This window comes from Bradyrhizobium sp. Kon37 (assembly GCF_055807535.1).
Genome location: NZ_JBVVOY010000010.1, coordinates 1 through 22430 on the forward strand (window position 1 = coordinate 1; position 22430 = coordinate 22430).

At 64.2% G+C, this 22430-nt stretch carries 22 protein-coding genes; 13 read left to right on the top strand and 9 right to left on the bottom strand.

The window, feature by feature from the left end; genetic code table 11:
- Together AC0L3J_RS19530 and AC0L3J_RS19535 are read left to right on the top strand one after the other, a co-directional pair.
- The coding region (locus AC0L3J_RS19530) for a hypothetical protein (RefSeq protein WP_473348073.1) at window positions 1–297 on the top strand (297 nt) is incomplete at its 5' end.
- A gap of 210 nt (window positions 298–507) precedes the next feature.
- Entirely contained in the window at window positions 508–2970 is a 2463-nt protein-coding gene (locus tag AC0L3J_RS19535) for a putative bifunctional diguanylate cyclase/phosphodiesterase (RefSeq protein ID WP_473348074.1), read from the top strand.
- Here the strand turns inward: AC0L3J_RS19535 and AC0L3J_RS19540 are convergent.
- From AC0L3J_RS19540 to thrS, 3 genes are all read right to left on the bottom strand, one after another.
- On the bottom strand, window positions 2956–4224 hold the full coding sequence (locus tag AC0L3J_RS19540; RefSeq protein WP_473348075.1) for a serine hydrolase domain-containing protein: 1269 nt from the start codon (window positions 4222–4224) through the stop codon (window positions 2956–2958). The genes AC0L3J_RS19535 and AC0L3J_RS19540 overlap by 15 nt on opposite strands.
- Window positions 4225–4287: 63 nt before the next feature.
- A complete protein-coding gene (locus tag AC0L3J_RS19545; protein WP_247400261.1) occupies window positions 4288–4851 on the bottom strand; it encodes a nitroreductase family protein in 564 nt (187 codons plus the stop codon).
- Window positions 4852–4944: 93 nt separating this feature from the next.
- The gene (gene thrS / locus AC0L3J_RS19550) at window positions 4945–7038 is read right to left on the bottom strand and encodes a threonine--tRNA ligase (RefSeq protein WP_473348076.1); all 2094 of its coding nucleotides are present in this window, start codon (window positions 7036–7038) and stop codon (window positions 4945–4947) included.
- 186 nt (window positions 7039–7224) lie between these two features.
- Between thrS and AC0L3J_RS19555 the strand changes: the two genes are divergently transcribed.
- A complete protein-coding gene (locus tag AC0L3J_RS19555) occupies window positions 7225–8397 on the top strand; it encodes an MFS transporter (RefSeq protein ID WP_473348077.1) in 1173 nt (390 codons plus the stop codon).
- A 92-nt stretch (window positions 8398–8489) separates the two neighbouring features.
- Window positions 8490–8879, top strand: coding sequence for a hypothetical protein (locus AC0L3J_RS19560; RefSeq protein ID WP_027567818.1), 390 nt, complete (start codon window positions 8490–8492; stop codon window positions 8877–8879).
- A 44-nt stretch (window positions 8880–8923) separates the two neighbouring features.
- Here AC0L3J_RS19560 and AC0L3J_RS19565 read toward each other — a convergent pair whose 3' ends face one another.
- Both AC0L3J_RS19565 and AC0L3J_RS19570 read right to left on the bottom strand, forming a co-directional pair.
- The gene (locus tag AC0L3J_RS19565) at window positions 8924–9250 is read right to left on the bottom strand and encodes a hypothetical protein (RefSeq protein WP_473348078.1); all 327 of its coding nucleotides are present in this window, start codon (window positions 9248–9250) and stop codon (window positions 8924–8926) included.
- 167 nt (window positions 9251–9417) lie between these two features.
- Window positions 9418–10761 carry an alpha/beta hydrolase gene (locus AC0L3J_RS19570; RefSeq protein WP_456769350.1) on the bottom strand — a complete coding sequence of 448 codons (1344 nt, stop codon included), beginning with the start codon at window positions 10759–10761 and terminating at the stop codon, window positions 9418–9420.
- 329 nt (window positions 10762–11090) lie between these two features.
- Between AC0L3J_RS19570 and AC0L3J_RS19575 the strand changes: the two genes are divergently transcribed.
- Together AC0L3J_RS19575 and AC0L3J_RS19580 are read left to right on the top strand one after the other, a co-directional pair.
- Window positions 11091–12446, top strand: a complete 1356-nt coding sequence (locus AC0L3J_RS19575) for an APC family permease (protein ID WP_473348079.1) — start codon at window positions 11091–11093, stop codon at window positions 12444–12446.
- Window positions 12447–12460: 14 nt separating this feature from the next.
- Window positions 12461–13675 (top strand): hypothetical protein, encoded by a 1215-nt coding sequence (locus AC0L3J_RS19580; RefSeq protein ID WP_473348080.1) that lies wholly within the window; start codon window positions 12461–12463, stop codon window positions 13673–13675.
- Window positions 13676–13695: 20 nt separating this feature from the next.
- Here AC0L3J_RS19580 and AC0L3J_RS19585 read toward each other — a convergent pair whose 3' ends face one another.
- Window positions 13696–14259 (bottom strand): helix-turn-helix domain-containing protein, encoded by a 564-nt coding sequence (locus AC0L3J_RS19585; protein WP_473348081.1) that lies wholly within the window; start codon window positions 14257–14259, stop codon window positions 13696–13698.
- Window positions 14260–14615: 356 nt separating this feature from the next.
- On the opposite strand from AC0L3J_RS19585, the gene AC0L3J_RS19590 reads away from it, so the two are divergent.
- From AC0L3J_RS19590 to AC0L3J_RS19600, 3 genes are read left to right on the top strand one after another with little or no spacing between them, the layout of a single operon-like run.
- Window positions 14616–15929: an MFS transporter gene (locus AC0L3J_RS19590; protein ID WP_085361746.1), complete on the top strand. Its 1314-nt coding sequence runs from the start codon at window positions 14616–14618 to the stop codon at window positions 15927–15929.
- A 55-nt stretch (window positions 15930–15984) separates the two neighbouring features.
- Window positions 15985–16506, top strand: coding sequence for an MOSC domain-containing protein (locus AC0L3J_RS19595; protein WP_473348082.1), 522 nt, complete (start codon window positions 15985–15987; stop codon window positions 16504–16506).
- A complete protein-coding gene (locus AC0L3J_RS19600; RefSeq protein ID WP_473348083.1) occupies window positions 16503–17459 on the top strand; it encodes a PDR/VanB family oxidoreductase in 957 nt (318 codons plus the stop codon). The genes AC0L3J_RS19595 and AC0L3J_RS19600 overlap by 4 nt, the downstream gene beginning before the upstream one ends.
- A gap of 7 nt (window positions 17460–17466) precedes the next feature.
- On the opposite strand, the gene AC0L3J_RS19605 is transcribed toward AC0L3J_RS19600, so the two are convergent.
- On the bottom strand, window positions 17467–17679 hold the full coding sequence (locus AC0L3J_RS19605) for a hypothetical protein (RefSeq protein WP_473258716.1): 213 nt from the start codon (window positions 17677–17679) through the stop codon (window positions 17467–17469).
- A gap of 91 nt (window positions 17680–17770) precedes the next feature.
- Entirely contained in the window at window positions 17771–18109 is a 339-nt protein-coding gene (gene yidD, locus AC0L3J_RS19610) for a membrane protein insertion efficiency factor YidD (RefSeq protein ID WP_473258714.1), read from the bottom strand.
- A 253-nt stretch (window positions 18110–18362) separates the two neighbouring features.
- Between yidD and AC0L3J_RS19615 the strand changes: the two genes are divergently transcribed.
- Window positions 18363–19262, top strand: coding sequence for a COG3904 family protein (locus tag AC0L3J_RS19615; RefSeq protein ID WP_473348084.1), 900 nt, complete (start codon window positions 18363–18365; stop codon window positions 19260–19262).
- Between the two features lie 72 nt (window positions 19263–19334).
- Here AC0L3J_RS19615 and AC0L3J_RS19620 read toward each other — a convergent pair whose 3' ends face one another.
- Complete coding sequence (locus tag AC0L3J_RS19620; RefSeq protein WP_027518679.1) at window positions 19335–19790, bottom strand: iron-sulfur cluster assembly scaffold protein; 456 nt, start codon at window positions 19788–19790, stop codon at window positions 19335–19337.
- A gap of 228 nt (window positions 19791–20018) precedes the next feature.
- Here AC0L3J_RS19620 and folE point away from each other — a divergent pair, with 228 nt between their 5' ends.
- The 3 genes from folE (at window position 20019) to AC0L3J_RS19635 (ending at window position 22340) form a co-directional block, all read left to right on the top strand.
- On the top strand, window positions 20019–20711 hold the full coding sequence (folE, locus tag AC0L3J_RS19625) for a GTP cyclohydrolase I FolE (protein ID WP_007602630.1): 693 nt from the start codon (window positions 20019–20021) through the stop codon (window positions 20709–20711).
- 27 nt (window positions 20712–20738) lie between these two features.
- On the top strand, window positions 20739–21161 hold the full coding sequence (hisI, locus tag AC0L3J_RS19630; protein WP_473348085.1) for a phosphoribosyl-AMP cyclohydrolase: 423 nt from the start codon (window positions 20739–20741) through the stop codon (window positions 21159–21161).
- Between the two features lie 123 nt (window positions 21162–21284).
- Window positions 21285–22340, top strand: a complete 1056-nt coding sequence (locus AC0L3J_RS19635; protein WP_473348223.1) for a lytic transglycosylase domain-containing protein — start codon at window positions 21285–21287, stop codon at window positions 22338–22340.
- Window positions 22341–22430 lie beyond the last annotated feature (90 nt).

Consider the following 22430-nt stretch of genomic DNA (forward strand, 5'->3'; position numbering starts at 1 on the left):
GATGTTTTGGCTTCACCTGTATGCCGCTGTGCAGATTTCGCTACTGCCTTTCGCACAGTGGACCGCGGGTGCCAGCCGGCACCCGGTCTTCCCTGCGCCCTCTTTCATTTTGAGGGTGAGACGATGAAGCAAAGCTCGGGCGAACAAGCCGCGAGGATGCGAAGCTGCGTCTGCGATCCGGAATGCGAATGGAAGCGCGACGCTGCCACCCACAGATTCCGTCATTGCGAGCGCAGCGAAGCAATCCAGTCTGTCGCCGCCGAAAGATTCTGGATTGCTTCACTGCGCTCGCAATGACGATGCTGATGCGGCGGTGCGCCAAAGCTTCGGTCTCACGCGCCGCCTACGCAACGCCTTCGCACAACTGTCATAGTCTCTAACGCCCACTAACCAACGGCCGACTTTAAACTGTCATAATCACCGAACGGAACTCGCACGCGCGCGCTCTTTACACGCCGTTAAGCGCGGCTGCATTGGATGCGGCGGGAAAGTGCGTTGGGGACTGCCATGAGTGCCGTGAAGAAAGTGTCGGGAAAACCGGCCGCCGAAATGTTCGACGACATCCCGGTGCTTCAGCGCAAATGGCGTGCCGCGTTGAAGCCGGGCGAACGGCTGCCGCGCTACGAGGACGTGATGCTCGGCAGCCTGGGACGGCTCGCCGACCACATCGCGCTGCTCAAGGGCGACGGCGCGCTCGAGCTGTCGCGCAGCGGACGCTACGTGCAGAAATGGCTCGGCGAAGAGCGTTGGGACATCCCGGTCGCCGCGCTCTCGCCCGATTGCGCTACCGCGCTGTCGGAAGCCGCGGCGAGCGCACTCGCCAACGGGCGGCCACACCTGGCCAGCGCCCATTGCGTGCGCGACGGCATGGTCAGGACATTTGATGTGCTGGCGCTGCCGACCGCATCGCGCTGGGGCGCGACGCTGGTCGGCGCCTACATCAACGAACGCGGCGCGCAATACAATCTCCTGGACGCGATCTTCGCTTCGACCGACGACGCGGTGCTCTCGCTGGCGACGCTGCGCGACGCGGGTGGCAAGCCGTTCGATCTCCAGATCGTGCACCACAACAAGAGTGCGGCGCTGCTGCTGAAGGCCGAAGGCGCGAGCCTGCTCTGGCACCGGATCGGCGAGGGCGACACGCTGCTGGCCTCGGTTGAAGTCATGGAATTCTTGCTCAAAGCCGTCTCCGGCGGTCGCGGCGAGCAGCTCGAGATCGAGAGCGACGGACGCCATCTCCGGCTGAGCGCCACCGCGTTTGCCGACGTGGTCTCGCTGACGATCTCGGATGTCACTGTGTTGAAGCGGCGCGACGCCTCTTTCCGCCTGCTGTTCGACAACAACCCGATGCCGATGTGGGTGTTCGACGCCGCGAGCAAGCAGTTTCTCAGCGTCAACGACGCCGCGGTCCAGCATTACGGCTACAGCCGCGCCACCTTCCTGCGCATGAAGTTGCACGAGATCTGGCCGCAGGACGAGTGGGACAGCCATGCCGAGGCGCTCGAACGCATCGGCGACGCCTATCACTCCTCGCGCAACTGGCGGCATCTGCGCGCCGACGGCAGCGAGATCGAGGTGTTGACCTTCGGCCGCCGCGTCGCCTTCGACGATCGCGACGGCTATCTGGTCGCGGTGGTCGACATCACCGAACGGCGCAAGGCCGAGGCGCGGATCGCCCACATGGCGCACCATGACGGGCTCACCGATCTGCCGAACCGCGAATACTTCCAGGAGCGCTTGAAGCAGGCGCTCGACCAGGCCAGCGGAAAGCGGGTCGGGGTGCTCTACCTCGATCTCGACCTGTTCAAGAACGTCAACGATTCCTTCGGCCATCCGGTGGGCGACCGCCTGTTGAAGGAGGTTGCCGCCCGTCTGAGCACCGCGGTCCGCGGCGCCAATCTCGCGGCCCGGCTCGGCGGTGACGAGTTCGCGGTGATCCTGGGGGCCGACGTCAGGCCCAACGAGGCCAGCGCCTGCGCGAGCTTGCTGATCGACCTGCTGAAGGCGCCCTACGAGATCGACGGTCAGGAGATGGTGATCGGCGCCAGCATCGGCATCGCGCTGTCGCCGGGCGATGGCGTGACGCCGGAAGAGTTGATGCGCAACGCCGACATGGCGCTGTACCGGGCGAAATCGGACGGCGGCGGCGTGCATCATTTCTTCGAGCGCGAGATGGATTTGCAGGCGCAGAAGCGCCGTGACATGGAGCTCGATCTGCGCCGCGCGTTTGCCAATGGCGAGTTCGAGCTGCACTACCAGCCGCTGGTCTCGATCGCCTCCGACCGCATCTCCGGCTTCGAGTCGCTGCTGCGCTGGCATCACCCCGACAAGGGCATGATCTCGCCGGCGGAGTTCATTCCGGTCGCCGAGGACATCGGCCTGATCACCCAGCTCGGTGAGTGGGTGCTGCGCGTGGCTTGCTCCGAGGCGGTGAAATGGCCCGTCGACGTCAAGGTCGCGGTCAATCTGTCGCCGGCGCAGTTCCGAAGCCGCAATCTGGTTCAGGTCGTGATCTCGGCACTGGCGCAGTCCGGCCTGTCGCCGAAGCGGCTTGAGCTCGAGATCACCGAGTCGATCTTCCTGGCCGAGACCGACGCCAATCTCGCCATCCTGCATCAGTTGCGCGAGCTCGGCGTCAGCATCTCCATGGATGATTTCGGCACCGGCTATTCCAGCCTCAGCTATCTCCGCAGCTTCCCCTTCGACAAGATCAAGATCGACCGCTCCTTCGTCAAGGATCTGGCAGGGCGGCCCGATTGCGTCGCGATCGTTCGCGCGATCTCGGGGCTTGGCCGCAGCCTCAACATCACCACGACCGCGGAAGGCGTCGAGACCGAGGATCAGCTCGCGTGGTTGCGCGCCGAAGGCTGCAACGAAGTGCAGGGCTTCTTGTTCAGCGCGGCGCGGCCCGCCGCCGAGATCGCAAAATTGCTCGCCGATTTCGGCCAGCGTGCTTCACGGGCGGCGTAACTCGGGCGGATAACAATCATAGACCAGCGCTTTGAAGGCGGGCGTGATGCGGCTGCGCTCGTTCTGAGTCTGCTGCATCAGCAGGTAGACCATGTCGAGCTTGGGATCGACGCCGAAATAGGTGCCGCTGCCACTGTCCCATTTCAACTCGCCGAGCGAGCCGGGCGGAGGCGGTTTGGCGTTGCCGGGATCGGTCCGCACCGCGAGGCCATAGCCATAGCCGAAGCCGTCGCCCGGAAAATAGAAGTAATCGCGTCCGACGCCCGAGCCCGGCCCGACGTGATCGGTCGTCATGGCCTTGAACGCGGCGGGGCTCAGATAGCGCTTGCCGTCGAACTCGCCGCCATTGAGCAGCATCTGCGAGAAGCGCTGATAGTCGGTGATGGTCGAGAGCAGTCCTCCGCCGCCGGACTGCCATTCGGGATGGTCGAGGCGCTCGCGCTCGGCAGCGAGCAGGATGTTGTCGTTCGGCAGCGGTCGTGCCATCCGCGCGAGCTCGTCCTCGGTCGTCAGCGCGAATTTGGTGCTGCTCATGCCGAGCGGATCGAAGATGCGCTGCTTGAGGAGTGCGTACAGCGTCTGGCCCGAGATGATCTCGATGACGCTGCCGAGCACGTCGGTGGAATGACCGTAGCGCCACAGCGTTCCAGGTTGCCGCGCCAGCGGCAGCTTCGCGATGCGTTGGGCGAATTCCCTGTTGTTGAACTGACCTTCGAAGATATTGGCGGCCTTGTAGGCCTGCTCGACCCATTTGCCGCCGATGTAGTCGTAGCTGATGCCCGAAGTGTGCCGCAGCAGATCCTCGATGTTGACGGGACGGATCGGGGCCACGAGATCCAGATGTAACGTGCCGTCGGGATTGGTGACCTCGAGGCCCACCTTGGTGTCGGCAAAGAGGGGAATGTATTTCGACACGGCGTCGGTGAGCGCAAGCTTGCCCTCGTCGATCAGCATCATCGCGCCAAGGCACGTGACCGGCTTGGTCATAGAGTGGATGGCGAAGATCGTATCGGGCGTCATCGCGAGGCCCGTCCTGGTGTCGCGCACGCCGAAAGTCTTCAGATAGACCGGCTTGCCGTGCTGCTGGACCAGGACCACGGCGCCCGGCAGCCGGCCGCTCGTTACCTCGTTGTCAAAGTACGCGGTGATGCGGTCGAGCCCCTCGGACGACGGCGCGGGGGTATCGGCGGCGCGGGCCCGCGCCATCGTGCCGGCCAGCAGCGCGGCTCCGACCAGAAATTCACGACGCTTCATCCGGGCTTCCTCCCTTGCCGGGATCAAAGCCGCAAGACGTCGAAGGCGTCAACACGCCTTCGATTAAAATCGCGTCACGATTTCAGAAAGGACCGGTCGCGGACGGTCTTCGCTCGGCCTGGTCGGCTTGCCGATATGGACGAAGCCGGCAAGTTTCTCGTCCGGCTTGAGGCCGAGGCCGTCCAGCACGTCGCGATCGAACGAGAACCAGCCGGTCAGCCAGCAGGCGCCGTAGCCGAGCGCGGTCGCGGCCGTGACAATGTTCATGACGCTGGCGCCGGCCGACAATTCCTGCTCGAAAGCCGGCACCTTCGGATGCGGCTTGGTGAAGCTGACGATGCCGATCACCAGCGGCGCATCCGTGAGGCGTTTGCGCTCGGTCTCGACATCGGCCGCCGCCGCGCCGGGATTCTTCCGGGCAAACACCTTCGCGATCACCTCGCCGGCGCGCTGGCGCGCATCGCCCTCGAAGATGATGAAGCGCCAGGGCGCGAGCTTGCCATGGTCGGGCACGCGCGCGCCGATGGTGAGGATGGTCTCGAGTTCGGCCGGGGAGGGGCCAGGCCCCGACATCTCGCGCGGCTTGACCGAGCGGCGGGTCTTCAGGAGTTCGATGGCGTCGGGCACTGCGGTTTCCTCTTCGGCTGGTCGTCGGGCGTGCAATCCCCACATAGGAATGCACGCCCGCAACCGAAAGCGAGTTTAGACCGATTTCAGATGTCAGACGGCGCCGCGCGCCCGCTTCACATCCGGCGGGGTCGCTTCGTCGACGAGGGCCGCGATCGCCTCCGCCGTCGTCGTCACTTGCTGACCGTCGCTGCCGAGCCGGCGGATCGAGACCGACTGCGTCTCGGCCTCTTTCTTGCCGACCACGAGCAGTGCCGGAATCTTGGCCAGCGAATGCTCGCGGACCTTGTAGTTGATCTTTTCGTTGCGCAGGTCGATCTCGGCTCGAAGTCCCGCACGCCGGACCTGCTCCAGCACCTGCTTGGCATACTCGTCGGCTTCCGACGTGATGGTGGTGACCACCACCTGCACCGGCGACAGCCAGAGCGGGAAGTTGCCGGCATAGTGCTCGATCAGGATGCCGATGAAGCGCTCCATCGAACCGCAGATCGCGCGGTGCACCATGACCGGCGGCTTCTTGCCGCTGTCGTGGTCGATGTAGAACGCACCAAACCGTTCCGGCAGGTTGAAGTCGACCTGCGTGGTGCCGCACTGCCAGTCGCGGCCGATGGCGTCGCGCAGCACATATTCGAACTTCGGCCCGTAGAAGGCGCCTTCGCCCGGATTGATCTCGGTCTTGATGTGATTGTTCTGCGACTGGATCTCGCGCAGCACCGTCGCCATCACGCGCTCGGCGTGATCCCACATCGCGTCGGTGCCGACGCGTTTCTCCGGCCGGGTCGACAGCTTCACGGTGAGATCGCCGGTGAAGCCGAAATCGGCGTAGGTCGACAGGATCAGCTCGTTGATCTTCAGGCACTCGTCGGCGAGCTGATCCTCCATGCAGAAGATGTGCGCGTCGTCCTGGGTGAAGCCGCGCACGCGCATCAATCCGTGCATCGCGCCGGACGGCTCGTAGCGGTGCACCACGCCGAACTCGGCAAGCCGCAGCGGCAGGTCGCGGTAGCTCTTCAGGCCATGCTTGAAGATCTGCACGTGGCCCGGGCAGTTCATCGGCTTCAGCGCGAACCAGCGCTTGTCCTCGGCCTCCTCGCCGGCCGACTGCGCCGCGAACATGTTCTCGCGGTACCAGCCCCAATGGCCGGAGGTCTCCCACAGCGACTTGTCGAGGATCTGCGGGGCGTTGACCTCGCTGTAGTCGCCGGCCAGGCGCCGCCGCATATAGGCGATCAGCTGCTGGAAGATGGTCCAGCCCTTGGCGTGCCAGAACACGACGCCCGGGCCTTCCTCCTGGAAATGGAAGAGGTCGAGCTCGCGCCCGAGCTTGCGATGGTCGCGCTTTTCCGCTTCCTCGATCTGCTTCAGATAAGCGTCGAGGTCCTCCTGCTTGGCGAACGCCGTGCCGTAGATGCGGGTCAGCATCGGGTTGTTGCTGTCGCCGCGCCAATAGGCGCCGGCCACCTTCATCAGCTTGAAGGCGTTGCCGACCTTGCCGGTCGAAGTCATGTGCGGGCCACGGCAGAGATCGAACCAGTCGCCCTGGTAGTAGATCTTGATCGGCTCGTTGCCGGGAATGGCGTCGACCAGCTCGACCTTGAACGCTTCGCCCTTGTCGCGGAACACCTGTTTGGTCTTTTCGCGATCCCAAACCTCTTTCGTGAAAGGCTTGTCGCGCGCGATGAGCTCGCGCATCTTTTTCTCGATCGCGGCAAAGTCTTCCGGCGTGAACGGCTCGTTGCGGAAGAAATCGTAATAGAAGCCGTTCTCGATCACGGGACCGATGGTGACCTGGGTGCCCGGCCACAGCGTCTGCACGGCTTCGGCAAGTACGTGGGCGCAGTCATGGCGGATCAGCTCGAGCGCGCGCGGATCGTCGCGGTTGATCAGCTCGATCCTGGCATCGGCTTCGATTGCGTCGTCGAGGTCGGAGACCACGCCGTCGAGCGCCATCGCGACCGTGCGCTTGGCCAACGACGGGGAAATACCCTTGGCGAGTTCGAGACCGGTGATGCTCTTGGCGTATTCGCGCCGGGCGCCGTCCGGGAAGGTGAGGGTGATTTTTTCCGGTGGGGTCACGGGTCTCAAGTTGCTGAGGCTGTACTGGAAGCCGGATTCGGACTTGGGCTGTTCGGACTTAGATTGGTCCTTGGACTGGTCCTTGGATTGGTCGTTGGGCTGGTCGGTCATGGCGTGTCTCCTGAGGCTCACTCCTGCGAACGAGCGCAGGTAAGCGGGAACGAGCGATATATCAGGCGATTCGGCCTGCGCAATCCGGCATTTCCAAGAAACCGGCGCGCCAAAGCGGGGGCGCTGCACGAACTATTCCGGGCAACGCCCTTTAACTGGTCGCAAGGCGGCTCTACATGCGTTTGCATGGAAAATGCACGCGCCGGCCGTTTCGCGCCAACCGCCCTGATGCTCGGCAATCTCGTCACCGGCTGCTCGGTCTTGGCACCGGCGGGCATGCTGCCGGAACTGGCGACGGGGCTCGACGTCAGCATCCATGCGGCCGCGCTCCTGATCACCTTCGGCGCCATCATCCTGTGCATCGGCTCGCCGCTGACGGCCTGGCTCACCAGCCGGATCGAGCGCCGGACGCTGCTCACCACGACGCTGGCGGTGCTCGCCTCTGGCAACCTCGCCTCGGCCTTTGCGCCCGACTATGCGAGCCTCCTCGTCATCCGCCTGGTGATGCTCGCGGTCGGCGCGCTCTATACGCCGCAGGCCGCCGGTACGGCGGCGTTGATCGTGCCGGTGGAGCGTCGCGGCAGCACGATTGCCTACATCTTTCTCGGCTGGTCGCTCGCTGCCGCCGTCGGCCTGCCGCTGATCACCTTCATCGCCAGCCGCTATGGCTGGCGCGCGGCCTATGGCGGGATCGGCGCGCTCGGCTGCGTCAGCTTGCTGCTGTTGCTGATGCGGCTGCCCGCGGGCTTGAAGGGGTCGCCGGTGGATTTGAAGACCTGGAGCGCGGTCGGTGGCAACAGAACGATCCTGCTGCTGCTTGCGATCACGATGTTGCAGATGTCGGGGCAGTTCGTGGTGTTCACCTTCATGGGGCCGCTGCTCAACAAGCTGACCGGCGCAGGGCCCGATGCGATCGGCATGGTGTTCGCTCTCTATGGCGTTTGTGGCTTCCTCGGCGTTGTCATCGCGACCCGCATCGTCGACACATCAGGGCCTTATCGCACCTCGCTGCTGTTCACCTGCCTGCTGCTTGCGGGGATCACCGGCTGGGCGCTCGGCGCCGGCACGCTCGCGTTGATGGCGGGTGCGGTCGCGATCTGGGGCCTCGGCTTTGCCTCGACCAATTCGATGCAGCAGGTGCGGCTGGTCTCGGCCGCACCGTCGCTGGCATCGGCGACCGTCGCACTCAACACCTCCGTCCTCTACGTCGGCCAGGCGGTCGGCTCTGCCGTCGGCGGACTGCTGTTTGCCCGCGAGCTCCTGCATACGCTCGGCTTCGTCGCGGTCGGTTTCGTCGTGCTGGCGCTGATCCTGGTGGTCCTGACCCGGCCCCGGCCGGCAACTGCCGCCCCGGCCTGAACCTAAGCGTGTCCGTATGCGCAAGGTGCTTGGCAAACCGCGCGCCGGGAGGCTAGAAGGCCGGTCATGGGGACCAAAGAGGGTTGACTGAGATGAGGATGATTCTGGCGGTTGCCGCGGTGCTCTATTCAGCTTCCGCTTTCGCGCAAGCCGACAAGCCACCAATGATCGGGGACAAGCCGTTGGTGCAGGTCAAGCCCAAGGGCACCAAGGCAGGGACCAAGGAGGCTGCGGCCAAGCCGGCTGCGGCGCCGAAGGGCAAGCCGCAATCCATCGCAGCGCGGCTCCAGGCCTGCCTCGATCTCGACGACGGCACCAAGGACCGGCTCAATTGCTACGACGCCGTGATCGCGCCGACGCCGAAGCCGAAGCCGGCGAAGGCCAAGGGCTACGCCGATTGCCGTTTCTTCAAGGAGGAGGACGAACGGCTGGCCTGCTTCAACGGCTTTGCCGAGAGCATTCCGAAGCTGCCAAAAACCTGAGGGCAGGACCTAAGGCCGATGGCCAAGGTCCAGCAGCCGGGCGGTTAGTCGCTGATCCGGCTCAGCACGGCCCTGAAGGCAACGCCCGGCAGTTGCAGTGCGGTGCCTTCGAATTCCGCACTGTCGCCATCCTCCCGGCCGGCGAGCGTCAGCGTGATCCGGTCAAGACCGAACAACGCCTTGAAGCAAGGGTCGTCATTGTGGCGCTCGGTCGAGATCTTGACTCTGATGCTGTCGCCTTCGCCCGTGCAGGTGCCGATGAACGCGAAAGCGGAATTGCCGCCGCGCATCTTGCCCTCGGTCACATAGACGACGCCGCAACCGGTGCCGTGAACCGTGTGGAAGTCGACCTTGTAGAGTCCCTGACGCACTGCATGTCCCCGCAGAATCCCAAATACAACTTGGCCGGCAAAGTATGATTGTTGCCAGTGGAAGCAATCCGGTCGGCACCGGGACCGTCGGCCATCAACATCACATTTTGATCAAGGCTCGAGAGAATTGCGGGCCGTGCAGCCAGATGCCGACGGGCGCAATATCGCTACCGGCTCGATGCGGATGGATTGGTGGAGGCCACGCGCGTGAGCGCGAGTGATGGCGTCGCCGACATCTTCACCAGGACGTCCTTGAGCGGGTCCCGCGTCCAGGCGCGGGTCACATAGTCACGATGGGTGATGCCGTCCCCGGTTTCGACGAACACCACGCTGCCCGGACGTAAGGGGCCGTCCATGTCTTCGGAGACGGTGATACCTTTCTGCCGCAGCGTGCTCATCAGCTCGCGGTCGCGCCGCGCGGTGTAGTGGGTATAGGAGCTGACGAAGAAGCCGGAGCGGTGGCTCTCGATCCATGAGGCGAACTTGTCCATCTCGCCATAGACGGCGTCGAGCAGCACGACGCCGCGGACGCGGTCGCTGATGCCACCGACCTCGAGGCTCCAGGCCGTCGGCAGGAAGCCGCCGCTATAGCCGACGATCACGATCGGCATATTGGCGAAGGCGCGGGCGCTGTTGGGATCGCCGGTGAGGCGGGCCAGATGGTTAGCCGACTCGTCGATGAAGCGCTTGAGGCCACCGGCCTGCCAGAATTTTCCTGCGCTGGAATCGGCGGCATCGACTGCCATCTGCGGTGCGAGCAGGATGGCATTGGCGCCGGAATCGGTGATCTGTTGCGGCACCAGCTGGCGGTCGCGCACATCGCGCTCGAGTGTCGCGCCATTGCCGTGGAAGAACACCACGATCACGCCCGGCTTCCGCACGTCGAAATGCTCGGGCACGTGCATCAAGACGCGGTTATCGCTGTAGGTCTCGTCCTGCCAGAAGACGCGCCCGGAATAGCTACGGTGGCCGCGGCGGTCGCCCTTGGAGATGTTGAGGAACGGCGCGTCGGAGGCGGGGTTGTTGCCGAAATAAGGGAAAGCTGACGATTTCATGCTGACGAGCGTCGTCAGATCCTCGCGCGGCGGACGCTGGTAGGGGGCCTGCGGCGCGAGCGAAGCGACCTTGTAGGGCGCCTGCTCCGGCTGCTGCTGCGCGGCGCGCTTGGGTGAGAAGTCCGACATCTGCCGTTGCAGAAAACCCTCGCTCGCGGATGGGAAGCGCTCCCTGAACTGGGGGGCCGGGAAGCGATCCTCGAACGAGTCGCTGCTTGCGACTTGCTGGTTTGTCTTCGCAACGACCTGCACGTTGGCTGGGACGTTGCCTTGGACGTTGGCTTGCGAGTTCGCCGCGAGCGCTGCCGGATTGGGTGCCTTGCCGCATTGAACCAGGGTCAGCGACAACGGCACCAAGACTGAGATCAGAGCGATCCGAAGCGCACGACCGCTCACGCCGGACGTGGTCCGGTCGGCGCGGATGTCAGCTCTCGATTTCGGAACGGCCCCGACCATTCACCCATGACCCCAAGTCATGACCACAAGTCCATCGGCAATCATTAAGGCAATTGAGCCGATGGGCGTTTAGGCGACGTTAAGTGTCCGGAGAAACTTCCCCACATCCGGAACGCTCAAAGGGACCACGCAATCGTGTCGTGATTGTGGGGGAGGGAGGCGGGATGTCCCGGTGTTTACGAAGCTTTATTGCCCGGATCGTGGATTAATGGTGCTAGAGTACCGAAGTGGCCCCGCCTCATTTAACCCTTGTTAACCCTGCTTGAATTGACTGGACCGAGCTGCACGATGCTTCCCACGAGGCGTGACGCCTGAGGTTGAGGACGGCGATGACGGCATCAGACGCGGGTACTGCACCCTGGACCGGCCGGCTGACCGGAAGCGGGTCGGGGGTCTCCGTTCTGGTCGCAACCGCCATCGTCGTGGCCGACATGATCGGGGTCGGCGTCTTCACCAGCCTCGGCTTCCAGGTCAAGGACATTCCCTCGGGCTTCTCGATCCTCTTGCTTTGGACGGTCGGCGGGATCGTCGCGCTGTGCGGGGTGTTCTCCTACAGCGAGCTCGGCGCGATGTTTCCGCGCTCGAGCGGCGAATACAATTTCCTCAGCCGTGCCTATCATCCCGCCTTCGGCTTTCTCGCCGGCTGGGTGTCGGCGACGGTTGGTTTTGCAGCACCCGTTGCGCTGGCCGCAATGGCGTTCGGCGAATACGCTAAATCGGTCGTCCCCGGTGTGCCGCCGATCCCGCTTGCCATCGCCGTGGTGTGGCTGGTCTCGCTCGTGCAACTGACCGGCGTCAGGCACTCCTCGACCTTCCAGTTGATCTCGACCATCCTGAAGGTCGTGCTGATCGTGGCCTTCCTGGTTGCCGGCTTCATCGTCGGCGTGCCGCAGCCGATTGCCTTCTCGCCGCAGGCGGGCGATCTCGCGCATATCGTCAGCGCGCCCTTCGCGATCGGGCTCGTATTCGTGATGTATTCGTTCTCGGGCTGGAATGCCGCGACCTACATCATCGGCGAGATGAACATGCCGCAGCGGGACCTGCCGCGCGCGCTGCTCGCGGGCACGCTGATCGTGCTCGTGCTGTACGTTGCGCTGAATGCGGTGTTTCTCCATTCGACCCCGGTCGGCGCGCTCGCGGGTCAGCTCGACGTCGCCAGCGTCGCCGGCAGCGCGATCTTCGGCAAGCTCGGGGGCCGGATCGTCGGCGCGATGATCTGCTTCGGCCTGATCTCATCGATCAGCGCGATGATGTGGATCGGCCCGCGCGTGATGATGACGATGGGGGAGGACATTCCGGCGCTGCGCGTGTTCTCGCAGAGGTCGGTCCGCGGCGCGCCCGCTTATGCCATCCTGTTTCAGCTCGCCGTCGCCAATCTGCTGCTGTTCACCCGCAGCTTCGAGGCCGTGCTCGACTTCATCCAGTTCGCGCTGCTGTTCTGCTCGTTCTTCACGGTCGCCGGCGTCATCAAGCTGCGCATCACGGATCCCGATTTGCCACGGCCCTATCGTGCCTGGGGATACCCGTTCACGCCACTCGTTTTCCTGCTCGTGACCGCGTTCATGATGTACTATTTGTTGACCGAGCGGCCCGTGCAATCGCTGTCGGGGATGCTCGTCATGCTCTCGGGCCTGTTGATTTATGCTGTTTTCCGCAGGCGGCCGGTCGCCGCTGGCACTTCATGACATTGCGAATAGACATGTTTCGACCCATGAGAATTGCGGCCGTCGCTCTCGCCTTGCTGGCTGCGGCCGTCTCGTGCGCACGTGCCGCCGAGGCAACTTTCGACGACACCGCGCGCTTCCTTGCGGGCATGCAGCCTTCGGCGGATTCGCCGCTGGTGCCGCTTACAAAGGACCCGGCTTGGCAGCGGCACGCGAAATTCTTCGACGGCGCCTTCGCCCAGCTCGAGCAGCGCCAGCTCTCGAAGATCCGCAACTGGGCCGACGTCAATCTGGCGGCGCCCAGGCCGACCATGTTTTATTTGTTCAGCGGTCCCGACTTCCTCTATGCCAACGCCTTCTATCCCAAGGCCAGCACTTACGTGCTCGGCGCGCTGGAGCCGGTCGGTGCGGTGGCTGACCTGACGCGATTGCCGCGCGGCTCGGTCGGCGCCGCGCTCTACAATGTCGAGCGCTCGCTCGGCTCGATCCTGAGCTTTTCCTTCTTCATCACCAAGCAAATGAAGGTCGACCTGCACACCAACCAGGTCAACGGCACCTTGCCGATCCTCTACGTCTTCCTCGTCCGCTCCGGCAAGACCATCCGCAATGTCGAGATGGTCGCACTCGACGACAAGGGCGGGATGCATGTCGGCAACGACAATCCCGGACCGAACGCGACGCGCGGGGCCCGCATCACCTTTGCAGGCCCTGACGGCGAGGCGCGCACGCTGTATTATTTCTCGACCGATCTCTCCAATTCAGGTGCACGCGCAGCCGGCTTCCTGAAGTTCTGCGAGACGCTTGGCCCCGGCAACAGCCTGATCAAGAGTGCGTCCTATCTGCTGCACTCCGGCAACTTCACGGTCGCGCGCGATTGGTTGCTCGCCAACAGCGCGACCATCGTCCAGGACGATTCCGGCATTCCGCTTTCGAGCTACAATTCGCGGCAATGGCGGTTCTTCCCGTTCGGCCGCTATCTCGGACCGATCGGCGAATTTCCCGGCCGCTACCAGGAACGCTACGCCGCGCTGTTCACGCGCGCCCAGCCGATCGATTTCGGCGTCGGTTACCGCTGGCGGATGCACGAGTCGAACTTGCTGCTGTCGGTGAAGGTACCGGGAAGCGAGACGGCGCCGGGCGCGGAGACCACCTCGTCCGCCGAGCCGCCGCCGAAACCGCCGCGTCCGAAGCGGCCACGTCCGCCCGAGCCGGTCCCGCCGCCACCCGGGCGCTTTTTCTGGTCCCGTTAAGCCTGGTGCCAGGCCCGGAGTTACGCCGCCGGGCTCTGGGCGACGACGACCAGGACTTCCGCCTTCTGCCGACCGAGGCTCCTGACCTCGTGCGGTGTCTCGCCTGAAAAATACAGGCAATCGCCCTTGCCGAGGACGAGTTCTTCGCCGTCGAGCTTGATCGCGATCTTGCCGTTGATAACGAACAGCAACTCCTCGCCCGCATGCGAGGCGCGCGTCGCCGATTTGTGCGGCGGGCTCAGGAGGAACGGCTCCATCATCTTGCGGGTGCGGCCGGTGGCCAGTGGCACCACGCCAAAGGTGTCCTGAAACAGCGGGACGTTGCCGCCTTCACGGCGGAACAGCGTGTAGCGCGGCGCGGGCTCGGCGTTAGGGTCGAAGAAAGTCGCGACATTGACCTCGAGCGCGGCTGCCATCCGTAGCAGGGCGGCGAGCGAAGGGATCTTCAGGTTGCGCTCGACCAGCGAGATATAGCCGCGCGTGAGATCACTCTGCTTGGCAAGCTGGTCCAGCGTCAGGCCCTTGGCGATCCGCGCATGGCGAATGTTGGCCCCGACGGCTGCCGCTTTGCTGACGTCAAGCACGCATGAGTCTCCCGAACTGGTGACGTCTCTTTTGCAACAGATGTCGCCCGACTGCCAGTCCGGCGGGTGCGCGCTGTCCCTTCCGTGTACGCGCCGGGTGTATTCCAACGGAAAACATATGCGCAGAAATTTAGAGCAAGGGCGCAGATATTGTAAGCAGAGACTCTGGTATATCGCTTAAATCAGCTCAGTTACAGTGCAATTGGCGTGCTTTGCCGCTCCGGATGGCATTTGCCGCGTTCCGCGTCGTTGATTTCCAACAGTAAACATGATCGATTTTACCGTCCGGGACGCCGATGGGCTCCGCGGACAGAATCAACTGCTTCCCCTGGCGCCGGTACTTTTTGGAGACATCGATGACCGTAGCAGACGACGTAACCCTGAACGTAGCGCCGGACGAGGCGGCGAGCTTGCGGCGGATCGTGTGGTCGAGCGTGATCGGCACCGCGGTCGAATGGTACGACTTCCTCATCTACGGCACGGCGACAGCGCTGGTCTTCAACAAGGTCTTCTTCGCTGCCGGCAATCCCGCGCTCGCCACCATCGCGGCCTTCGGCACTTATGCGGTCGGCTTTCTGGCGCGACCGCTTGGCGCCGCCATCTTCGGTCACTACGGCGACAGGGTGGGCCGCAAGGCGATGCTCGCGATCACGATCATGGTGATGGGCATCGGCACCTTTCTGATCGGCCTGCTTCCGACCTATCAGCAGATCGGGATCGCCGCGCCGCTGCTCTTGATCGGCCTGCGATTCCTCCAGGGTATTGGCCTCGGCGGCGAATGGGGTGGCGCGGTGCTGATGGTGGTGGAGAATTGCCCGACGCACCGCCGCGGCCTGCTCGGCAGCATGGTGCAGGTCGGCAATCCCATCGGCAATCTCGCCGCGATCGGCATGTTTGCGCTGGTGGCGAGCCTGCCGGAAAGTGAGTTCATGTCCTATGGCTGGCGCATTCCGTTCCTGATCTCGATCCTCCTGGTCGGCGTCGGTCTCTACATCCGCCTCAACATGGAAGAGACCGTGGCCTTCCGTCAGGTCCAGGCCAAAAAAGAGGTCGCAACTCTGCCGCTGGTCGAGATCTTCAGGCACCACCGCCGGCCTTTCTTTACCGCGGTCGGGCTGAAGATCTCGGAGATCGCCTATGCCAGCATCGGCGGCGTGTTCGTGATGTCCTACGCCACGGCGAATCTTGGCTTGTCTCGTACGGTGGTGTTGAACGGCGCCTTCGCGGCATCGCTGGTCGCACTGCTCGCCATTCCGCTGTTCGGCTGGCTGTCCGATATCGTCGGCCGCAAAAAGATGTTCTATGCAAGCTGTCTGTTTTCGGCGCTGTTTGCCTTTCCGCTGTTCTGGCTGCTCAACACCCGCGATCCCACCATCGTCATCTGCACCATCGTGGTCGCGATTACTTTCGGGCAGATGGTGATGTTCGGCATTGGCGCGCCCTGGTACTCCGAGCTGTTTTCCGCGCGGCTGCGCTATAGCGGCGCCTCGCTCGGGTTCCAGGTCGGTGCTGCCATCAGTGGCGGATTGACGCCGCTGATTGCGGCGGCTCTGATGGCCTGGAGCGGCGGCGCCACCTGGCCGGTGTCGCTGCTGCTGATTGGCTGCGCCGCCATCACGGCGACCGCGACCACGTTCGCGCCGGAAACGGCGAACAAGGAACTGACCTGATCCCGCGGCGCGCCGCTGCTGGCGGCGCGCCATCGCTTCTCAAAAGGATTTTGTCATGCTCGATGAGATAGACGCCGGCTCGGCCGATAGCACAGCACGCCTTGGCTGGACTGGCTTGGTCCGCTTCCTCCATCTCGCTCCACGCGCGTTCCTGCCAATGCGCGCGATGGAGCAGCTCGTTCTCGTCGCTGGCCAAGGAATAGAGGGCGACCGCTACATGATCGGGCGCGAGGAAGGATTTTATTCGCACAAGCCCGAAGAGGGCCGGCAGGTCACCCTGTTCGAGCTCGAAACCTTGATCGCGCTCAAGCGCGACGCGGGAATCGAACTCGGTCCCGAGGAGCATCGCCGCAACGTGACGGTCGAGGGCGTGCCGTTGAACCACCTGGTCGGCCGCCGCTTCTGGTTAGGTGAGACCTTGCTGGAAGCAACCCGGTTGTCGATTCCGTGCCGGCATATCGAGGAGATCACAGGCAAGGCGATCTTCGATCCGCTCATCAACCGATCGGGCCTCAACTGCCGGATATTGCAAGGCGGCATCGTCAGGGTCGGCGACACCGTGCGGAACGCGCCATGAGTGCGCGGCCCATAACGACGATCAAGACGGTTGTCGTCGGCATCGAAGGGGCTGGTACGGGGATCAAGGTGTTCACGCTGGCCGATCCCGACCATTGGGACCTGCCGCCGTTCAAGCCTGGCGCCCACATCGACCTGCATCTGCCAAACGGTCTCGTGCGGACCTATTCGCTGTGCAATGAGCCCGCCGACAACTCGCGTTACGTCATCGCGGTCAAACGCGAGGTCGATGGGCGCGGCGGTTCGCGCGCGCTTCACGACGAGATTGGCATAGGCGATGTCATCGGCGTGTCACTGCCGCGCGGCGGGCTGGAGCCGGCTGCGGACATTGCGCGCCATGTGTTCGTCGGGGGTGGCATCGGCGTGACGCCGTTCCTGTCGATGGCACGTCACCTCCTGCGGATTGGCAATGCGGACTTTGTGCTGCACCTCATCGTGCGCGAGGAGGTGCCGCTTGCCGCCCACCTCGCGCCGCTGATCGAAGCGGGGCGTGTCGTCGTGCACCGCACCTCCTCGGCCGGGCGTCCGGATCTGGCGTCGCTGGTCGGAGAGGTCGGGGTGCAGACGATGGTCGCCTGCTGCGGGCCGGAAGGCATGACCGACGAGTTCGAGCGCCTGACCGCAGCCTGGCCCGCAGCCAACGTCCACATCGAGCGTTTCGTGGCGCCGCCACCGGTGATCGACCCCGACGCAAAGCCCTTCACGCTGTCGCTGGCGCGTACGGGGACGGAAATCCAGGTTCGCGCCGGCCAGACCATGCTGGCCGCCTTGCAGGAAGGAGGCATCGATATATCGACGTCCTGCTGCGGCGGCATTTGCGGCGCCTGCAAGGTCGGCTGGATCGAGGGCAAGCCCGTGCACCGCGATCGCGTCCTGTCGCCGTATGAGCGCGAACGCTTTCTCATGATCTGCGTCGCCGGATCGGACGCGGACCGGCTGGTGCTGGACCTCTAAGTCCAGCCTACCAGTGCACGCTCTGGCTCGGCACGATGAACGCCGTCGTACTGGGCGGCGTGGCAGTGCTCGTCGCCAGATACCAGCCGGAGCCGACCGCGAGCGTCAGGAGGACGATGATGGCGAGCATGTCGAGGGTCCTGGGATCGTGGCCTCGCGAACCACCCCGCGAATCCGGTCCAGATCTGAAGTGAAAATGAGGGCTGATTTTCCAGCGCATTGTTGTTTCCTCCCGCGGGAGCATCACATCAATGCGAGAAGAGAGTTTCGGTTCCACTCAAGGTAGCGACGCGTGAGGCGCCGCGTCGTGCTTAGGATGCGTTGACACCGCGCCAGCGGGCGTATCGCCAGGGCAGATACCAGCGCGAAGCTTGCGGCGCGGTGAGGGGCACGTTGTCGATGCCCGAGGTGCCGAAAGGGTTGCAACGGAGCAGGCGCGCCAGCGTCATCCAGCCGCCGGCCCACAGCCCGAACCGTTCGATTGCCTCGTCGCCATAGGCGGAGCAGGTCGGCAGGTGCCGGCAATTGTAGCCAACCAGCGGCGAGAGCGTGTGGCGGTAGAGCCAGATCAACGCACGGCCGAATCTGCGTGGAAGCCGGAGTGCGCCCGCGACGGGATTGGAACAGTGCTCGCAGGCTGATTGCTTCATAGGCGCTTTGCCGAGATCGTGGGCGAGGTTCTGCGCGGTTCCGGCGCAGGGAACTATAAGCTGTTGTTTGTACGTCATATTTTGCGTGCTTTTTGGGAGCAGTGCAGCAAGTGCCTATGGACGAGCTGTATTCCCCCGGATACCATTTTTGTGACGTTCATGTGAGACTCATTGGAACGTCAGAACGGGGCTTGGCTGAGTCGGCTCGCCGTAAGGCTTGGGCTAAAGCTTGGGACTTGGGGAAGGGACCAGTTTGAAACTTCTGAAGGCGCTCAAACTTCGCGGCTGGTTGCTGGTGGGAACCGCTGCTTGTGGAGTCGTGCTGGCTGGCGCCGTCGCGACGCTCGGGTCGTCGGCTCGGGCCGGTGTTGCCCTCGAAGAGCGCAAGCTGCCGATGAAGTTCGGCTGGGTCGCCTGCGAACCGAATTGCCGCGGTTGGGTCAGCGCGGTCGGCATCATCACCGCCGATACGCCCAAAGACTTCGAAGAGTTTTCCCGCGGGCGCCAGCTCGGCGGCGCCACCGTAGTGCTGGATTCCAGCGGTGGTTCCGTCAACGACGCGATCACGCTCGGCCGGCGCTTCCGCAATCTCGGACTTTTGACCACGGTCGGCATCAGCCTTCAGAACCGCGGCGGACAGTCGGTCCGTCCGGCGGTCGCGCCTGAGGCCTATTGCGAATCCATGTGCGTGTTCCTGTTGCTGGCCGGCAAGAAGCGCTACGTGCCGGAAGCGGCCCATGTGCGGGTCCACCAGATCTGGATGGGCGATCGCGCCGACGATGCCAAGGCCGCGAGCTACAGCGCGCAGGATTTGATGATCGTGGAGCGCGACATTGGCCGGCTCGCCAAATACACGTTCGACATGGGCGGTGCCGGCGATCTGCTATCGCTCGCGCTCAGCGTCCCGCCCTGGGAAGATCTGCACGAGCTCGATGCAGGCGAGCTCAAGCTCACCAATCTCGTCACGACGGATCTCGTGGCCGACGTGCTGCCGCATGTCGACATCTCCGCGCCGGCAATGGCGGAGCTTGCACCGAAGACCCAGGCGAGATTCGGTGCGGAGCCGGAGCAGCCCGCCAAGTCGACCAAGACGGCGGAAGCTCTGGTGCCGACGGGCGGCGTGGCCACGCCGGTTGCGGCGTCGCAGAAGTAGCCTCGAATTTCTGATCTCGTTTCCGGGCCTAGCGAGGCGCCCGGAAGCAGCCGCCGGAATCAGCCTCCGGACTCAGCCTTGCGCCGCAGCCGGCTGCTTCGCCTTCGCCTCGATCTGGCCAATGGCATCGACCACGGCATCGAAGGTCAGGAGCGTCGAGGCGTGGCGCGCTTTGTAGTCGCGGACCGGCTCAAGGAACTTGATCTCTGCCCATTTGCCTTCAGGAGGCGCGCCGTTCTCCTTCAGCATCTTGCGAACAGTTTCGCGTAACTCACGGAGTTCGCTCGCAGTCGATCCGACGATCTGACTTGCCATGATGGATGAAGAAGCCTGTCCCAGCGCGCAGGCCTTCACGTCGTGGGCGAAGTCGGTGACCTTGTCGCCCTCCATCTTGAGGTCGATCTTGACGGTCGAGCCGCACAGCTTGGAGTGGGCGGTGGCGGTGGCATCGGGATTGGACAGCCGTCCGAGCCGCGGAATATTCCCGGCCAGTTCGATGATCCGCTTGTTATAAATGTCGTTCAGCATGTGATGGAGTCCAGCAGGATCGGCCTTGGCGTGCGCCGTCCACGGCCCTATATAGGGTCGGAACTGGCGGAAAAACAGTCCAGCGCCGCAGCGATGGTGTGATCCAGAACCGTGCTGCCGGCGTTAATTTGAAGACCTTTCGCCGAAACTGTTCTCTCAGGCGTCCGGCGGCTCGCCGCCCCGTCTGCCGGTGACACTCCGGCCGCAAGGCCGTCGAACGGAGTAGACATGGACGCTACCATCAAATCCATCCGCCCCAACAAGCCCTCCGACCGGCAGCCCGAGAGCCGTCCGGCGGAGCTTGATCCTTCCGAATTCCTCGCCGCTGCCGTACGCGCCGACCAGCCGCGCCCGGCGCGCGCCGAGGCCGAGCAGGCGGTGAAGACACTGCTTGCCTATATCGGCGAGAACACCAACCGCGAGGGCTTGCTCGACACGCCGCGCCGCGTGGTCGAGGCTTTCGACGAACTCTATCAGGGCTACCACCAGTGCCCGGCCGAGGTGCTCGATCGCACCTTCGGCGAGACCGCCGGCTATGATGATTTCGTCCTTGTGCGGGACATCGAGTTCACCTCGCAATGCGAGCATCACATGATGCCGTTCTACGGCAAGGCGCACATCGCCTATACGCCGGTGGAACGCGTGGTCGGCCTGTCGAAGCTTGCGCGCCTCACCGACATCTTCGCCCGCCGGCTGCAGACCCAGGAGCACATGACCGCGCAGATCGCGGCGGCGATCGACGAGATCCTCAAGCCGCGCGGCGTTGCCGTGCTGATCGAGGCCGAGCATACCTGCATGTCGGTGCGCGGCGTCGCCAAGCATGGCGCCTCCACCTTTACCAGCCGCTTCACCGGCATGTTCCGCGACAATCCGGCGGAGCAGGCTCGTTTTCTGTCCCTGGTGCGAGGCCTGCAGCGCTGACCTCGCGAATAGACCGGCGAGGGCACTGTGTCCGCTCACTCCCATGAGACCGAGGAAGGTCTCGCCTTCCTTCCCAGATTCGACGCGGCCGGGCTCGTGACGGTCGTCGCGACCGACGTCGCCACCGGCGACGTGCTGATGGTCGCGCACATGAATGACGAGGCGCTGCGCAAGACCGTCGCGACCGGCGAGGCCTGGTACTTCAGCCGCTCGCGCAATGCCTTGTGGCGAAAAGGTGAGACCTCGGGTCAAACCCAGCGCGTGGTCGAGATCCGCACCGATTGCGATCAGGATGCAATCTGGCTGCGCGTCGAGCAGATCGGCGCGGCATGTCACACCGGCCGCCGGTCCTGCTTCTACCGCAAGGTCGAGGCCGAAGACGGCGGCGCCACGCTCGTCTTCGTCGATGCGGACAGGCTGTTCGATCCGGACGCGGTGTACAAGAAGTAGTCCTGCCGTCACGCGGAGCGCGGGCGGCCGAATTAACCCCGGATTAACCATAGCTGTTCCACGGTGAGAGGACAGGGCGCCGAATTGCCGGCGCCGCTCAACGCCGCGCGGGGCGGGCATTTCATGTCGGTCGACAATTCCAGTGCCTCTCAGACGGCGGTTCTCGATCCGTCGCGGGCACGCGTCGCCGGTGCGATCAAGCAGGCCTCGAACGTCGGTGGCGTCAGCTTCCAATACATGCTGACCACCGCCAAGATGGAATCGGATTTCGATCCCACGGCGGGGGCGTCTACGTCATCGGCGCACGGGCTCTACCAGTTCATCGACCAGACCTGGCTCGGCACGGTGAAGGAAGCGGGCACCCAGCTCGGCTATGGCAATTATTCCGACGCCATCACCAGGACGTCGTCGGGCACCTACACCGTCGATGATCCCGCGATGAAGCGGTCGATCATGAAGCTGCGAGACGATCCGGAGGCCGCCTCCAGCATGGCGGCCGCGCTGACGCAGTCGAACAGCTTCAAGCTCACCGGGCTGCTCGGCCGCAGGCCGTCCGACAGCGAACTTTACATGGCGCATTTCATGGGCGTCGGCGGCGCCGCGAAGCTGATCGCGAATGCCGAGGACAATCCGCAAGCGGTCGGCGCGCGGTTGTTTCCCAACGCTGCGTCCGCCAATCGCTCGATCTTCTACGCCAGGGACGGCCGCGCGCGCAGCGTCTCCGAGGTCTATTCGGTGCTGGATGCACGCTACGCCGGCGCGGCAAATTCGAAAACCACCCGCAGCGCGATGGCGATGTATGGCGGCACGCCATCGACGACGCAGGTCGCGAGCGCCAACGGCGTACAGCCTGCCGCGCCGCTGATCGACAATGCCGCGTATCTCCAGTCCTTTCCGAATACACGCGCGGTGACGCCGGTCAGCGCGACAGCGCCAATGACGGTGGCGGACAATGCACCGAGCACGCCGGTGTTTCGCTCGATCTATCAGCCCGGCGACACCACCCAGCCGGTCTCGACGACCGTGCAGAAATTGTGGGGCAACAACGCCTCGCTCACTTCGGTCGCACCCGCGACCACGGTCGCACCCGCGACTTCGGCCGCATCGGCGACGCCCGACGTCCGGCCGCCCCAGCCTCTTGATCTCTTCAGCGATCGCAGCGGCACGTTCTCAAGCTAATTCGCGCGCCGGTGTCTCGGACACGTCGCAGCGTGAACGCTGCGCGCAGGGCCCAGTGCGTGAACGGGGCGCCTTTGTTCCCTTAACAAA